This is a genomic window from Actinoplanes sp. NPDC048967 (assembly GCF_040649415.1).
Lineage (GTDB): Bacteria > Actinomycetota > Actinomycetes > Mycobacteriales > Micromonosporaceae > Actinoplanes.
The window spans coordinates 182,263-197,211 of sequence record NZ_JBEZFL010000013.1 but is presented as its reverse complement, the minus strand read 5'-3'; the positions used below and the strand labels follow the sequence as shown (position 1 = coordinate 197,211).

The following is a 14,949-nucleotide window of genomic DNA, read 5'->3' as shown; positions in this document are numbered from 1 at the left end:
GTAAACTCGCCGTCCATGAGCACACCCCGCCCGGTTCTCGTCGTCGACTTCGGTGCCCAGTACGCCCAGCTGATCGCCCGGCGGGTCCGGGAGGCGCGGGTCTACTCGGAGATTGTGCCGCACTCGATGCCGGTCGCCGAGATGCTGGCCAAGAACCCGGCGGCGATCATCCTGTCCGGCGGACCGTCCTCGGTGTACGAGCCGGGCGCCCCGGTGCTGGACGCCACCCTGTTCGACAACGACGTCCCGGTCTTCGGCATCTGCTACGGCTTCCAGGCCATGGCCCAGGCGCTGGGCGGCACGGTCGCGCACACCGGCTCGCGCGAGTACGGCCGTACCCTGCTCACCCCGGACTCCGCGGCCGGCACCCTGCTCCGCGAGCTCCCCGCCGGCCTGCCGGTCTGGATGTCGCACGGCGACTCGGTGACCGAGGCCCCGGCGGGCTTCGCGGTCACCGCCTCCTCGGCCGGCGCCCCGGTGGCGGCCTTCGAGAACCTGGTCTCCAAGCGGGCCGGTGTGCAGTTCCACCCCGAGGTGGCGCACACCGAGCAGGGCCAGGAGATGCTCCAGCGTTTCCTGTACGACATCGCCGGCCTGGAGCCGACCTGGACGTCATCCAACATCATCGAGGACCAGGTCGCCGCGATCCGCGCGCAGGTCGGCGACAAGCAGGTCATCTGCGGGCTGTCCGGCGGTGTCGACTCGGCGGTGGCCGCGGCGCTCGTGCACAAGGCGATCGGCGACCAGCTCACCTGCATCTTCGTCGACCACGGCCTGCTGCGGGCCGGCGAGGCCGAGCAGGTCGAGAAGGACTACGTCGCGGCGACGGGCATCCGGCTCAAGGTGGTGGAGGCGGCCGACCAGTTCCTCGGGCACCTGGCCGGGGTCACCGACCCGGAGCAGAAGCGGAAGATCATCGGCCGGGAGTTCATCCGGACCTTCGAGGCGGCCGCCCGCGAGCTCGACGCCGAACGGCACATCGAGTTCCTGGTCCAGGGCACGCTCTACCCGGACGTGGTGGAGTCCGGCGGCGGCACCGGCACCGCGAACATCAAGTCCCACCACAACGTCGGTGGCCTGCCCGACGATCTCCAGTTCGCGCTGATCGAGCCGCTGCGCACGCTGTTCAAGGACGAGGTGCGCGCGCTCGGCGCCGAGCTGGGCCTGCCCGAGGAGATGGTGCAGCGGCACCCGTTCCCGGGTCCCGGTCTGGCCATCCGGATCATCGGCGCGGTCGACCGGCACCGGCTCGACGTGCTGCGCGCGGCCGACCTGATCGCCCGCGAGGAGCTGACCGCGGCCGGTCTGGACCGCGACGTGTGGCAGTTCCCGGTGGTGCTGCTGGCCGACGTGCGCAGCGTGGGCGTGCAGGGCGACGGGCGCACCTACGGGCACCCGGTGGTGCTGCGCCCGGTCTCCAGCGAGGACGCCATGACGGCGGACTGGTCCCGCCTGCCCTACGACGTGATCGCGAAGATCTCCACCCGCATCACCAACGAGGTGCCGGAGGTCAACCGGGTCGTCCTGGACGTCACCAGCAAGCCCCCGGGCACCATCGAGTGGGAGTGAGTCACGGCGCGGTCGGCGGCTGACCCCAGGTGGGGTCGGCCGGGTCGCGCCACACCGGCTGGGCCGGTGCGGGCTCCTCGGGCATCAGGAACCAGGCGATCGGGTACGCCAGCAGCGCCGTTCCCCAGGTGAGGGCGGCGAGCACGACGAAGCCGACCCGGATCAGCACCGGGTCGACGGCCAGGTATCGGCCGAGGCCGCTGCAGACGCCCGCCACGATGCGGTCGTCGAGCGGGCGGCGGAGCTGCTTGTAAGGGGCGACAGTCGGTGTAGTCATGCTCCAAGAGTGAGCCCCGGAGGTGCCTCGCCGCCTCGGTGACTGCCCCGATACGGACCCTGATTCAAGTCCCCGGGATGGGTGATTCGGGGGCATTGCTGACTGTTACTGCCCGCCTGCGCTCCGTGCGGAGAACCGCCCTGATCAGCGATTACTGTGGGCTATCGTCCTGTCAGGAATCCGACAGTTGTTGCTCGGAGGTAACATAAACCGGGCAAGATGCCGCCCGTGACCCCCGCACTGGAGCCGCTCCGCAGGATCGCGGCATACGCCGTCGCGACCGATCCCCAAGGCCGCGTCCTACTCGTCCGCGCCTCGACCCGCTCGGGCACCCCCGGCGTCTGGTCCCTGCCCGGCGGTGCCGTCGACCACGGCGAGGACCCCAACCACACTGTCGTGCGGGAAACCGCCGCGGAGACGGGCCTGTCCGTCGCCGTGAGCGGCCTGCGCGACGTGCTCGCCGACATGCGGTCGCTGCCGCACCGCGGCGTCACTATCCACACCGACCGCCTGATCTACGAGGTGACCGTCCGCGGCGGCAACCTCTACGACCGCGTCGGTCAGCCCACCGACCTCGCCCGCTGGCACACCCTGGCCGAGGCCGAGAAGCTGCGCCTGCGGCCCTTCACGGCGGCAGCCCTGGGCCTGTCCGCCGCGTCGGCCGACCTGCGGCCCGAGGAGGTGCCGGACTTCCCGTCCTTCTACGCCGTCGCCGGCCCGGACGGGCTGCACCGCGCGCAGCGCTTCGCGGCGTACGCGATCGCCACCGACCCGCACGACCGGCTGCTGCTCACCCGGATCGCCCCCGGCTATCCGGGCGCCGGGTGCTGGCACCTGCCCGGCGGCGGCACCGACTACGGCGAACAGCCGGGCACCGCGCTGATCCGTGAACTGGTCGAGGAGACCGGCCAGGAAGGCCGCCTGATCGAGCTGCTCGGGGTGGCGAGCCACCGGGACGCGGCCTCGCTGGGCCCCGAGGGCTACCCGATCGACTGGCACGGCGTCCGCGCCTTCTACCGGGTCTTCGTCGACGCGCCCACCGAGGTCGTCGTCAAGGACGTCGGCGGATCCACCTCCGAGGCGTGCTGGATGGCCCTCAAGGAGGTCGCCCAGCTGCCGGCGGACCAGCTGACCGAGGTGACGGCCGAGGCACTGCGGGCGGCGCGGCTAGCCTGAAGGGTGTGAAGGTCAGACGAATCGGCGCGTACGGCCTGTGCCGCGACGCCGCCGGCCGGGTGCTGCTCGCCCGTAACTCGCACCTGTCGGCGTTCCCCGGGCTGTGGACCCTGCCCGGGGGTGGCGTCGAGCAGGGTGAACACCCCGACGACACGGTCGTCCGGGAGTTCGCCGAGGAGACGGGCCTGACCGTACGCGTGACGGGCCTCCGTTCCGTGACCGCCGACGTGTTCCGGCTGCCGATGACAGATACGTGGGAACACACCGACCGGATCATCTACGACGTCGAACCGGTCGGCGGCAGCCTGCGCAACGAGGCCGAGGGCACCACCGAAGTGGTCGACTGGGTCGATCCGGCCGGCCTGTCGCTGATGCCGTTCACCGCGGTGGTGCTCGGGCGGGCGGGGACCCCTTCCGACGTACCGGATGATCCGGACGAAGCGGTCGCCCGGACGCCCGGCAAGGGTCAGCGTTTCGGCGCGTACGGGCTGGTCACCGACCCGGCGGGGCGGATCCTGCTGACCCGGATCGCCGAGGGCTACCCGGGCGCGGGACTGTGGCACCTGCCCGGCGGCGGCACGGACCACGGCGAGCTGCCGGAGGCCGCGCTGGCCCGGGAGATCCTGGAGGAAACCGGACAGCACGGACGGGTGACCGGCCTGCTGGGCACCTCGCACCGCTACGACCCGGCCGCGCTGGGCCCGGAAGGGGTGCCGGTCGATTGGCACGTCGTCCGGGTCCTGTTCCGGGTGCAGGTCGACGAGCCGACCGAACCGGAGGTCGTCGAGGCAGCGGGCGGCTCCACGGCCGCGGCGGGCTGGTTCGATCCGGACACGCTCGGTGATCTACCTCTGACGGAGGTCACCCGGGAGATGGTCGCCCGGCTGGCCGCCGAAACGGCTCATCGGTGATCGCTCTGGTGAGCCTCGGTTAGACTCGTCACAGGGCCAGGCAGTGAACGTGCCTCCCTCGCCCGTCGGAGGATGAAAACTCCAGAGGACGTCGTTGCACAAGGCGGTCGATGAGGTCTGCGAGGTCTATCGCCAAGACCGCTCGGCTATGCGATTGTGTAACCCGCCCAAATGACTGTCCGTAGACGTACGGGCGAAGGGCAGCACCCCGTGACGGCTCAAGCCGGCGGGCACCCGACCCCAAGATGGAGGAGCACGTGCCGAGAACCCCTTGGCGCCGGCGTCGTACGACGGATAGTCCCCGTCCCGCCGGACGTCGTTGGGCAGGCCGGCTGCGCCGTGGCGGAACCCTCGCCCGGCAGGCCCTGTTGGTGCGCGTGGGGCGCAGGTCCGGCGACGCCGGTCGAGCCGCCACCGCCACCCGGGCCGAGGTGATCTACACCGGCACTGAGCTCGTCCCGTCCCCGTACGGCCGCGGTCGCACGGTCGCCACCTCCGGCAGCCACGGCCCCGCGGTCATGGCCCAGCCGGTCGTGGTCGAGGCCGACTCCGCCTCCCTGCTGCCCGGCGCGCACACCCTGCGCCGCCGGATCAGCTTCGCGCTCGTCAACGCGTGCACCCTGGCCAGCCTCGGCCTGGGCCTGCTGGCGATCTTCCTGGCCATGCAGGGCGACCCCCGGATCGCGGCGGCCTGCCTGGTGGCCTGCGTCGGCTTCGACGGGCTCGACGGCGCCCTGGCCCGCCGGCTGGGCGTCTCCAGCCCGTTCGGCGCGCAGATGGACTCGCTGGCCGACATGTGCTCGTTCGGCCTGGCCGCGCCGGTCGTGGTCTACGCCGCGCTGTCGCACACCGTGCCGACCGCCTTCGCGGCCGTCGCCTGCATGCTGGTGGCCGGCTGCGCCGCGATCCGGCTGGCCCGCTTCAACGTCTCGCCCAAGGACGGCAAGTTCTTCTCCGGCGTGCCGACCACCCTGGTGGCGGCCGTGCTGGCGCTGACCGTGCTGATCGAGCTGCCGCTGCCGGGCATCGCGGTGGTGGGCGGCGTGGCGCTGCTGGCGTTCGCGATGGTGTCCAGCTTCCCGTACGCGAAGCTGGCCCGGCTCGTGAAGCTGCCGCCGTGGCTGTGGCTGCTGCCGATCGTGGGCGCGCTGGTGGACCCGCGACTGACGTTCGTGCTGCTCGTGGGGGCGTACGTGCTCAGCGGCCCGCTGATGTGGATGCGCGCCAAGCGGTTTTGATCTTTCCGGACGTCAAAAGGGCCGGCCCGCACGGGCCGGCCCTTTTGCGTCGGATCACTACTTCCAGCGGGCGATGACCGAGCTGGCGCCGATGACCTTGTCACCCACGGCGACGACCGCCTCGGCGCGGTCCGCCGGCAGGTAGACGTCCGTGCGGGAACCGAAGCGGATCAGGCCCATCCGCTCACCCTTGGCCACCAGGGTGCCGACCGGCGTGCGCTGCACGATCCGCCGGGCGATCAGGCCGGTGCGCTGGGCGACCACGACCGTGCCGTGGTCGGTGTCCAGCACCGTGTACGCCGCCACGTTGTGCTCGGCGGCCGCGGTCATGGCGTTGGCGTAGCCGCCGTCGATCACGAAGTAGTCCGTCACCCGGCCGGCCACCGGCACCCGGTTGACGTGCACGTCCAGCACCGACAGGAACACGGCGATGCGCAGGAACTCGCCCGTGCCCAGACGCTCGTCGGTGAGCCGCTCCACGGAGAGCACCCGGCCGTCACTGGCGGCCACGACGGCGTTCGCCTCGGTGGGCACATCACGCTCAGGGTCCCGGAAGAACGCCGCGACCGGAGCCGCCGCCAGCGCCGGGAGCAGCCACAACTTCGACTTCGGCCGCAGCGTACGGGCCAGCCCGGCCAGGCCCAGCGCGATGCCGGCGGCCGCGACCCCGTTGGAGTCGATGTGCATGGACCGGGTGACCGGCACGCTCGACGGCCGGTACGCCGGCGCCAGCGTCGCGGCCACCTTGGTGTCGGCCTGGCTGAAGCGCAGCTTGTGCACGCGCAGCGGCGGCTGGTTGCGGGTCACCAGGTCGGTGCCGACCCCGAAGAGGGCGCTCTGCCGGAAAAGCTCGGCGGCGGCGCCTCCGGTGCGTCCGGGGACCGCCGGGGTCGCCACGGAGATCACAGCGCCCTCGGTGAGGTACTTGGACAGGCTCTCCAGGACCGCCCGGGCCTCCTCGGCGGTGCCGGTGAGCGGCTCGCCCAGGATGATCACGTCGGCCGGGTCGGCCTCGGCCAGGGAGTCGACGATCCGGACCCGGTCGGCGATCCAGCTGCCCAGCCCGGTGATGTGGTCCCGCAGCAGCTCAGCGGTGCTGCGTTCGCCGGCGACCAGGGTCAGGGTGTCGCCGGGCAGCAACGCCTCGACGGCGGCGGCGACCACGGTCGAGGCGTGATCGGCCCCGATGACCAGGGCGGTCGTGGCGGCGTTGTGGCGGGCGAACTCGGCGGTGAGGGCGCGCGCGGCACGCGGCCCGACGCCGGTCACGGGTGCGGTGGACACGGCGGGAAACGGCGTCATGGCGGTGCGGGCTCCTCGCGCTGTCGGAATTTCCTCTGCTCGGAGAGCATATTGCGCCGGTCGCGGGCCCCACCCGTTGGTGTGACCCGCGACCGGCGCGCCGCGTCAGCCGCGCCGGGGCGCGCCGTCCTGATCCTCGTCCGGGCCGTCGCCGGGCCGCCCATCGTGGCCCGTGTCCTGGCCCAGATCAACGCGGGTGACCTCGGTCGTCGGCTCGTCCTCGGCCCCGGCGGGCGGGAGCGGAGCCGTCGGCTCATCCCCGGCCGGATCCACGCTCCCCAGCGCCGGCGCCGGCGCCGGTGGCGCGGAAGCAGACGCGGCGGGCGGTGCCGAAGCGGAGGCCACGGGCGGTGCAAAGGTGGGCGCCGCGGGCGGCGCGGATGAAGGTGCCGCGGATGTGGGGGCCGCCGGCGGTGCCGAGGCCGGGCGGGTGCCCGTCGCCGGGTCCGGGACCGGGTGCTTCAGGTACGCCGGGTGCAGGTCGACCCGGTCCGCCGGGTTGTCCAGCAGTTCCCGGACGATGTCCGCGTGCAGATCCGGCGGCAGGTCGCCCGGCGTCTCCACCTGGGCCTCGGCCTGCACCGGAGCGGGCACCTCGGTGCGCCGGCCGGAGCGGATCGCGCCGAGCAGCCCGATCGCGCCGAACATGATCAGGGCGCCGGCCACCAGCCAGCCCGCGGCGGGCAGCCGGACGGTCACGACCTGCGCGATCGCCCACCAGGCCGCGACGAGCAGGAAGAGCAGCCCGAAACTCAGTGAGATGCCGTCGGTACGGTGCGGCCTCATCGGGCCACCTCCAGGTCACCGGTGTTCAGTTCGATGGTCAGGTGCAGCGTGCCGCCGCCGGCGCCGTCCGATCCCAGGTCGGTGACCTCCTGCGAGCCGAGTTCCTTGCCGTCCCACTCGCGGCCGAAGATCCGGGCCCGGCCGCCGTCCATCCGCACCGTGGTGGTGGTGTCGACGTTGTCCGGCAGCAGGATCTTCATCTGGCCGACCTTCATCGCGACGGTGGTGGCCTGGTCCTTGCCGGTGAAGTCGACGGCGCGCAGGTCCAGGGTCGCCGTACCGATGGTGAAGTCGTAGCGGTCCGCGACCGCGGTGATGGTCTTGGGCCGGTAGGAGCTGTTGCCGAGCTCACCGCCCCAGGTCTCGGCGCCGCTGGAGACGGCCAGGCCGAGGCAGGCCAGCAGGGCGAGGGCGATGAGACCGCGGGCCCGGCCGAACCAGGCGCCGACGACCAGGCCCAGCCCGATCGTGGTCAGCGCGGCGGCGAAGTAGGCCGAGACGGAGACGTCGACGCCGGAGAGGTCGATCAGGGCCAGCACACCCATGACCACCACGATCATGAAGAACGTGATCCGGCCGAGCTTGGAACGCTCACGGCGCTGCTTCGGCGGGCGCGGGGGTCGCGGCGGGGCCGGCGGGGTCACTCGGTGGTGGCTGCCCTGGGCCCACGGCCCGTGCGGGGCGAACGGCGGACGGTAGCCACCGGGCGGCGGCCCGAACTCGGGCGGCCGGGGCGGCGCGTAGGCGGTGCTCGGTGGCACGTAAGCCCCCTGGGTGTAGTTGGGCGGGGTGTAGTTGGGCGGGGTGGGCGGCAGCGGCGCGCTCACCTGTTCGCGGGCCGGTGCGGCCGCGGCCGGGAACGGGGTCGTGCGGGGCTCGTCCGGAGCGGCCGGAGCCGGCGGAGGCGTGGGTACGGGCGGCGTGGCCGGGGGAAACGGGGCGGGATCAGCCGCCGTGGCAGCGGACCAGGCACCGGCCGGCGCGGGTCCCGGCGCCGGGGTGGCTCCGGGCGTCGACGCGGTCCCCGGCGCCGGGGCGGTGGCGTTCGCCCGGCTGTTGCGCCTGAGCAGCAGCCCACCGCAAACCAGCACCGCCGCCGCCAGCAGCGTGGCGCGGAAACCGTCGCGGACGATGAAAGCGAAGGTCAGCGCGGCCGCCCCGCCCAGAAGCACGATCGACAGCGGAGCGGTCGCCGAACGGCCCCGGCCCAGCAGCGACTCGATCGGGGAGGCGGTGTCGCCCTCGGCCGGGATCAGCAGCCAGCCGACCAGGTAGATCAGTACGCCGACCCCGCCGAAGAAGCCCAGCACGGCCAGCAGCACCCGCCAGAGCACCGGGTCGGTGTTGGTGGCGTTGGCGATCGCGCCGGAGACGCCGGCGACGTAACGGCCGCGGGTGGGCCGGATCAGCTTCTCCCGGGCGAATGTGGGCCCGCTGTCGGGCGCACCGAACCACGGCGGCGGCGTCGCACCGGGCGGAGGCGTCGCACCGGGCGGAGGCGTAGCTCCGGGAGGCGGAGCAGCGCCCGGAGGCGGAACCGCGCCGAAAGGCGGGACGGAGTCGGCCGAAGGCGGGGGAGGGTCGGCCGCCGGCGGGGCGCCCGGTGCCGGAGGCTCGTAGGCCGGTGGCAGGTCGGACGCGGCCGCAGCGGGAGCCGGCGCCGGAGGCGGGACAGCCGAAGGTGCCGGAGCGTCCTGCGACGACCCGGCAGCTTCGCGGGACTGGGCAGCTTCGTCGGTCATGGCTTCGATACTGGCGGTCCGGCGACCCGAACCGCCTCAGGCGGCGACCCTGACACCACCCTGAGATCCGGGGGTCCCGGTGATGGGGGAGTTTCCCCGTGGCCCGCGACCCCCCGGCCGTGTGACGATCGAACAGGCCGCAGCGCACGCCGCGCTTTGACCTGGAGGAGGAGCGATCACCGCCACCGCAGTACCCCCGACACCGCGCCGGCTCTACCGGCCGCGCGACCACCGGGTCATCGCCGGTGTCGCGTCCGGTCTGGCGCGCCATCTGGGCATCCCGGTGACCGCGGTCCGCATCGCGCTGGTCGTCCTGCTCAGCTTCAACGGCCTCGGCCTGCTGCTCTATGCGGTCTTCTGGGCGGTGCTGCCGCAGCAGCTGCCCACCGGCGCCGGCCGCACCCGCCGCGACCTCGCGCTGCTGCTCCCGTTCGGCGCGATCGGCCTGGGTGTCATCCTGCTGCAGGGCCTGCTCTTCGGGGACAACGGCGTGGCCGGTACGGCGGGCTGGCTCATCGCGGTCACCGCGGTCGGCGCGGGCGTGATCTGGCACCAGTCCGACCCGACCCGCCGCGGCCAGTGGGCCGACGCGACCCCGCAGGCACCCTGGCTCGCCGCCGTGGTCGCCGAGAGCGACCGCCGCTCGTTCATCTTCCGCTTCATCGGCGGCGGGGTCCTGGTCGCGACCGGCGTGATCGGCATCCTCGCCGTGTACGCCCCGGCCGGCAACCTCAGCGCCGTCTTCAACGGGGTGATCTTCGCGCTGGTCGGCCTGCTGGGGGTCGGCGTGGTGGTCGCCCCGCTGCTCTGGCGCACGTTCAGCCAGCTCCGCTCCGAGCGCGAGGGCCGCATCCGGGAGCAGGAGCGCGCCGAGGTCGCAGCCATGATCCACGATCAGGTGCTGCACACCCTGGCGCTGATCCAGCGCAACTCCGCGGACATCAAGGAGGTGCAGCGGCTGGCCCGGGGCCAGGAGCGCAGCCTGCGCAACTGGTTGTACAAGCCGAGCGCCTCGCCCACCGAGCGGTTCGCCGCGGCGCTCGAGCAGGCGGCCGCCGAGGTGGAGGACACGTACGCGATCTCGGTCGAGACCGTGGTGGTCGGTGACACCCAGTGTGACGAGTCGGTTGCCGCGCTGGTCGCCGCCGCGCGGGAGGCCCTGGTCAACGCGGCCCGGCACGCCGGCGTGCAGACTGTCTCGCTCTACGCGGAGGTGGAGGCCGAGGAGCTGAGCGTGTTCGTCCGCGACCGCGGCGCCGGCTTCGAGTTGACGGCGGTGGAGGATACGAGGCACGGGGTACGCGGTTCGATCATCGGGCGGATGCGGCGGCACGGCGGTAAGGCCGAGATCCGCAGCGCCCCCGGGGACGGCACCGAGGTACGCCTGACGCTGCCGGTTTCCCGGGAGAGCGTCACCGCCGGAAAGGAGACAGCACGATGACCGAGCCTGTAGCCGAGGAGAACCGGCGGCTGACCGTTTTCCTCGTGGACGACCACGCCATGTTCCGCGCCGGCGTCCGCGCCGAGCTCGGTGCCCACGTCGAGGTGGTGGGCGAGGCGAGCACGGTGGCCGAGGCCGTGGCCCGGATCGCCGCGACGACCCCGGACGTGGTGCTGCTCGACGTGCACATGCCCGACGGTGGGGGCCGGGCGGTGCTGGACGCCATGCGGCGTACCCATCCGCAGGTGAAGTTTCTGGCCCTGTCGGTCTCCGACGCGGCCGAGGACGTGATCGGCCTGATCCGGGCCGGCGCTCGCGGGTACGTGACCAAGACCATCTCGCCCGACGAACTGGCCGCGGCGATCCGGCGGGTGGCCGACGGCGACGCGGTGTTCAGCCCGCGGCTGGCCGGCTTCGTGCTGGATGCGTTCGCGTCCCGCCCGGACGTCCCGGTGGCCGATCCCGAGCTCGATCAGCTGACCAACCGCGAGCGCGAGGTGCTGCGGTTGCTGGCGCGCGGGTACGCCTACAAAGAGATCGCCAAGGAGCTGTACATCTCCATCAAGACTGTGGAAACTCACGTGTCGAACGTTCTGCGCAAGCTGCAGATGTCGAACCGGTACGAGTTGTCACGCTGGGCGGCTGACCGCCGGCTCGTCTGAAGGAGTTCCGCACCATGGTCCGCAAGGCCCCACGGCTGGTGGCGGCTGCGGCAGTCGCCCTCGTCCTGTCGGCGTACGGCTGCACGGACCATGGCCCGGACGAGGACGTGCCCGGCCGGACGGTGGTCATCGGTATCTCCGAGCCGGGGCATCTGATCCCGAGCAACACCGTGGACGTGAGCGGCAAGCAGGTGCTGTCCGCGCTGTTCCAGCCGCTGGTCACCTTCGACGCGCGCAGCAACCCGGTCCCGGCCGCCGCGCAGTCGGTCAAGGCCGACCCGACGGCCCGGACCTGGACCGTCAAGCTGAAGCCGGGACTCACGTTCAGCAACGGCGAGCCGGTCACCGCGGACAGCTATCTCGACGCCTGGAACTACGGCGCGTACGGCCCTAACCACCAGAGCGCGACCTCCTACTACGACCGCATCGACGGGTACGCGGATCTGCAGGTGCGCGACCCGGACGGGGACTCGGGCCCGCAGCAGGCCGCGGAACCGCAGACGAAGACCTTGCGGGGCCTGAAGAAGGTCAGTGACACCTCTTTCACCGTGACCCTGTCGGCGCCGTTCGCGGGCTTCGCCACCCTGCTGAATGACGTGGCCTTCTATCCGTTGCCCAAGGCCGCTTTCTCCGCGCCGGGAGTCATCGCCGGCGCCTTCGAGAACGCGGTCGTCGGCAACGGACCTTTCAAGATGAAGGGCGGATGGGAGCGCGGCAGCCGGATCCTGATGGAGAAGGCGCCCGGTTTCCCCGGACCCGCTCCCAAAGTCGACGGCCTGCTGTGGCAGATCTATGACGACGCCGCTGACGAGTACGCCGATCTGGTCGACGGCGTACTCGACGTGCAGACCCGCATTCCGCTCGAGCTGGTCGACCAGGCCACCGAGGACCTCGGCGGACGCCTGCAGAAGAGCCCGAACTCCACCTTCACGTTCCTCGGCTTCCCGATCTTCCAGCCGGACTTCGCCGAGCCGGAGGTGCGCCGGGCGCTCTCCCTGGCGATCAACCGCCAGGCGATGGTCGACGAGGTCTTCCACGGGACCGAGACGGCCGCGACCGCGTTCGTGTCGCCGGTGGTGCCGGGCTACCGGGCCGACTCGTGCGCGGAGTACTGCCGGTACGACCCCACGCGGGCCAAGGAGATGTATAGGGCGGCCGGCGGTCCCGCCGCCATCACGGTCTCCTACAGTCGGGACAGCGGCCCGCGGAGCTGGGTCGACGTCCTGTGCCGGCAGATCACCGCGTCGCTGGGCATCAAGTGCACCGGAGCCGGGGAGGACGATCTCGCCGCGCTGCTGGGCCGGGTCGAGAAGCGGCAGCCCGTCGGCCTGATCCGGCTGAGCTGGACGATGGACTACCCGCTGCTGGAGAGCTACCTCTCCCCGCTGTACGCGACCAACGGCTCGTCGAATCTCTACGGCTACAGCAACCCGGCCTTCGACAGCCTGCTGGGGGAGGGCTCCAAGGCGCCGAAGCAGGCCGAGGCGGTCAAGAAATGGCAGGAGGCGGAAGACCTCCTGGCTCAGGACATGCCTGTCATCCCGCTGCGTTTCGGGCAGAACCTGTTCGGGCACTCCGAGCGGGTCAGGAACGTGTCGATCGACTCCGCGCAGCGCATCGATGTGCTGAGTGTCGAGCTCGTCGGCTGACCTGGTCCGGCCGCGCCGTGCTGCCCGCGGTGAAGGGTGGCGAACCGCCCGGTTTGTGCTGGATCATTTGTGCGGTAATCGCCTCTGCGCTGCGCATTTGCACATATCCTGGGCCCGTATCGGATTGATAACACGTCTTTCGGTGCTGGGCCGGCAGGTGTCAGAGTTGCTTCGGCCTCACGCGCCTGTGGTGAGCCGCCGGGAGCTCAAGCAGAACGCTGTCGACGGCGGTGCATTGTGCGCGGGTTCCGGGGCTGTCGTCGTTCGGCCGTCGTGGTTGACAGGCGATGTATCGAGGTGTCAGAAGTTCCGACTTCCTGCCGCACCAGATCGGCGACCGCCGATCGGGGGCTGCGAGCAGGCGGGTGATCCAGATGTGATCACCAGATATGCACAAGAGGAGGCCCCCAACCATGAGAGTCTCGAAGCGGGCGAGGCTGGTCGCTATGACCGCGGCCGTTGCGCTCGTGGCGGCCGGCTGCAGCGGTGGCGACGACAGCGACACCGACAATGCCGGCGGCGATACAGCGAACGGTGCCATCACGATCGACGGCACCCAGCCAGAGGTCGGCCTGATCCCGGCCAGCACCACCGAAACCGGTGGCGGCAAGATCATCGACTTCATGTGGACCGGTCTGGTCAGCTACCCCAACGACGGCAGCGCCCCGGTCAACGCCGTGGCCCAGTCGATCAAGACGACCGACTCCAAGGTCTACAACATCACCCTCAAGCAGGGCACCAAGTTCCACGACGGCACCGAGGTCAAGGCGAAGAACTTCGTCGACGCCTGGAACTGGGCGGCGTACTCGCCCAACGGTGCGCAGAACTCCAGCTTCTTCAGCGACATCGCGGGCTTCACGGACGTCAACACGGCCGACCCCGATGACGACGGCCCGAAGAAGGCGCCGGAGCCCAAGGCCAAGACCATGTCCGGCCTGAAGGTTGTCGACGACTACAACTTCACCGTCACGCTGGCCACGCCCTTCTCGATCTTCCCGACGAAGCTCGGCTACAGCGCCTTCATGCCGCTGCCGGACGTCTTCTTCACCCAGAAGCCCGAGGAGTTCGGCAAGAAGCCGATCGGCAACGGCCCGGTGAAGTTCGTCTCCTGGACCGACAACGTCGAGATCAAGCTGACCCGGTTCGACGACTACACGCTCGACGACAAGGTCAAGATCAAGGACGTCACGGTCAAGATGTACCAGGAGGACACGGCCGCGTACGCCGACCTCCAGTCGGGCAACCTCGACTTCCAGCAGCAGATCCCGGTCTCGGCGCTCGCCGGCGACAAGTGGAAGTCCGACCTCGGTGACCGCGCGCTCAACGTGCCCACCCCGGTCACGGGCATCATCGCCTTCCCGCTGTACGACAAGCGCTTCCAGAACGTCGACCTGCGCCGGGCGGTCTCCAAGGCGATCAACCGCCAGGAGATCACCGAGAAGATCTTCTTCAACTCCCGGACCCCCGCGGACAGCTGGGCCAACCCGCTGACCCCGGGCAACCAGGCCGGCAACTGCACCGCGTGCAAGTTCGACCCCGAGGGTGCCAAGGCCGACCTGGCCAAGGCCGGCGGCTTCACCGGTGAGATGGTGCTCTACTACAACGCGGACGCCAGCCACAAGGAGTGGATGGAGGCCGTCGCGCAGAGCGTGAAGAACGTGCTCGGCATCAATGTCCGCGCCGAGGGCATCCCGACCTTCGCCGTCTTCCGCCAGGGCATCAACGCCAAGCAGATGAAGGGCCCGTACCGCGCCGGTTGGCAGCAGGACTACCCGGACGTCGAGAACTGGATCGGTCCGCTGTACGTGACCGGCGGCTCGTCGAACGACGGTAGCTACAGCAACCCGAAGGTGGACGCGCTCTACAAGGAGGGCACCGCGGCGGCCGACGTCGAAGCGGCGCACGCCAAGTTCGCGGAGGCGGTGAAGCTGATCGACCAGGACGTGCCGACCATGCCGATCTACTTCTCGAACCAGCAGTCGGGCACCTCCGACAAGGTGAAGAACGTCAACACCACCAACGTCGGCGAGATCGACCTCTCCTCGGTCGAGATGGCATAGGCGTAGCTCTTACAGTCTCAGGTCCGGCTCCGCACTCAGGGAGCCGGACCTGAGTCGGTCTGTGAGAGGCGTCTCGACGCCTGCTGGTACACACTGGGCAACACGAGCGCCCACATCCGCACGGGGCGCCACAAGC

The 14,949-nt window shown here is 71.2% G+C and carries 12 protein-coding genes; 8 read left to right on the top strand and 4 right to left on the bottom strand.

Annotated elements, in window-relative coordinates; all coding sequences use genetic code 11:
• The first annotated feature begins 15 nt into the window (after positions 1 to 15).
• Positions 16 to 1,569: a glutamine-hydrolyzing GMP synthase gene (gene guaA, locus AB0C12_RS40170; protein ID WP_360556033.1), complete on the top strand. Its 1,554-nt coding sequence runs from the start codon at positions 16 to 18 to the stop codon at positions 1,567 to 1,569.
• 1 nt (position 1,570) lies between these two features.
• Here the strand turns inward: guaA and AB0C12_RS40165 are convergent, their stop codons facing one another.
• A complete protein-coding gene (locus AB0C12_RS40165; protein WP_360556031.1) occupies positions 1,571 to 1,846 on the bottom strand; it encodes a PspC domain-containing protein in 276 nt (91 codons plus the stop codon).
• Between the two features lie 228 nt (positions 1,847 to 2,074).
• Here AB0C12_RS40165 and AB0C12_RS40160 point away from each other — a divergent pair, with 228 nt between their 5' ends.
• From AB0C12_RS40160 to AB0C12_RS40150, 3 genes are all read left to right on the top strand, one after another.
• On the top strand, positions 2,075 to 3,022 hold the full coding sequence (locus AB0C12_RS40160; RefSeq protein WP_360556029.1) for an NUDIX domain-containing protein: 948 nt from the start codon (positions 2,075 to 2,077) through the stop codon (positions 3,020 to 3,022).
• A gap of 5 nt (positions 3,023 to 3,027) precedes the next feature.
• A complete protein-coding gene (locus AB0C12_RS40155; protein WP_360556028.1) occupies positions 3,028 to 3,933 on the top strand; it encodes an NUDIX domain-containing protein in 906 nt (301 codons plus the stop codon).
• Between the two features lie 332 nt (positions 3,934 to 4,265).
• The gene (locus AB0C12_RS40150; RefSeq protein WP_360556069.1) at positions 4,266 to 5,171 is read left to right on the top strand and encodes a CDP-alcohol phosphatidyltransferase family protein; all 906 of its coding nucleotides are present in this window, start codon (positions 4,266 to 4,268) and stop codon (positions 5,169 to 5,171) included.
• Positions 5,172 to 5,228: 57 nt separating this feature from the next.
• On the opposite strand, the gene AB0C12_RS40145 is transcribed toward AB0C12_RS40150, so the two are convergent.
• The 3 genes from AB0C12_RS40145 to AB0C12_RS40135 form a co-directional block, all read right to left on the bottom strand.
• Entirely contained in the window at positions 5,229 to 6,473 is a 1,245-nt protein-coding gene (locus AB0C12_RS40145; RefSeq protein ID WP_360556026.1) for a phosphatidylserine decarboxylase, read from the bottom strand.
• Positions 6,474 to 6,578: 105 nt separating this feature from the next.
• The gene (locus tag AB0C12_RS40140) at positions 6,579 to 7,259 is read right to left on the bottom strand and encodes a hypothetical protein (protein ID WP_360556024.1); all 681 of its coding nucleotides are present in this window, start codon (positions 7,257 to 7,259) and stop codon (positions 6,579 to 6,581) included.
• Complete coding sequence (locus tag AB0C12_RS40135) at positions 7,256 to 9,001, bottom strand: PspC domain-containing protein (RefSeq protein WP_360556022.1); 1,746 nt, start codon at positions 8,999 to 9,001, stop codon at positions 7,256 to 7,258. Before AB0C12_RS40135 ends, AB0C12_RS40140 begins: the two co-directional genes overlap by 4 nt.
• Before the next feature lie 175 nt (positions 9,002 to 9,176).
• Between AB0C12_RS40135 and AB0C12_RS40130 the strand changes: the two genes are divergently transcribed.
• The 4 genes from AB0C12_RS40130 to AB0C12_RS40115 all read left to right on the top strand — a co-directional run bounded on the left by AB0C12_RS40130 (position 9,177) and on the right by AB0C12_RS40115 (position 14,813).
• Positions 9,177 to 10,442, top strand: coding sequence for a PspC domain-containing protein (locus tag AB0C12_RS40130; RefSeq protein WP_360556067.1), 1,266 nt, complete (start codon positions 9,177 to 9,179; stop codon positions 10,440 to 10,442).
• Positions 10,439 to 11,104 (top strand): response regulator transcription factor, encoded by a 666-nt coding sequence (locus AB0C12_RS40125; protein WP_212986720.1) that lies wholly within the window; start codon positions 10,439 to 10,441, stop codon positions 11,102 to 11,104. Before AB0C12_RS40130 ends, AB0C12_RS40125 begins: the two co-directional genes overlap by 4 nt.
• 14 nt (positions 11,105 to 11,118) lie before the next feature.
• Positions 11,119 to 12,753 (top strand): ABC transporter substrate-binding protein, encoded by a 1,635-nt coding sequence (locus AB0C12_RS40120; RefSeq protein WP_360556021.1) that lies wholly within the window; start codon positions 11,119 to 11,121, stop codon positions 12,751 to 12,753.
• A 446-nt stretch (positions 12,754 to 13,199) separates the two neighbouring features.
• Positions 13,200 to 14,813, top strand: coding sequence for an ABC transporter substrate-binding protein (locus AB0C12_RS40115; protein ID WP_360556020.1), 1,614 nt, complete (start codon positions 13,200 to 13,202; stop codon positions 14,811 to 14,813).
• The last annotated feature ends 136 nt before the right edge of the window (positions 14,814 to 14,949 follow it).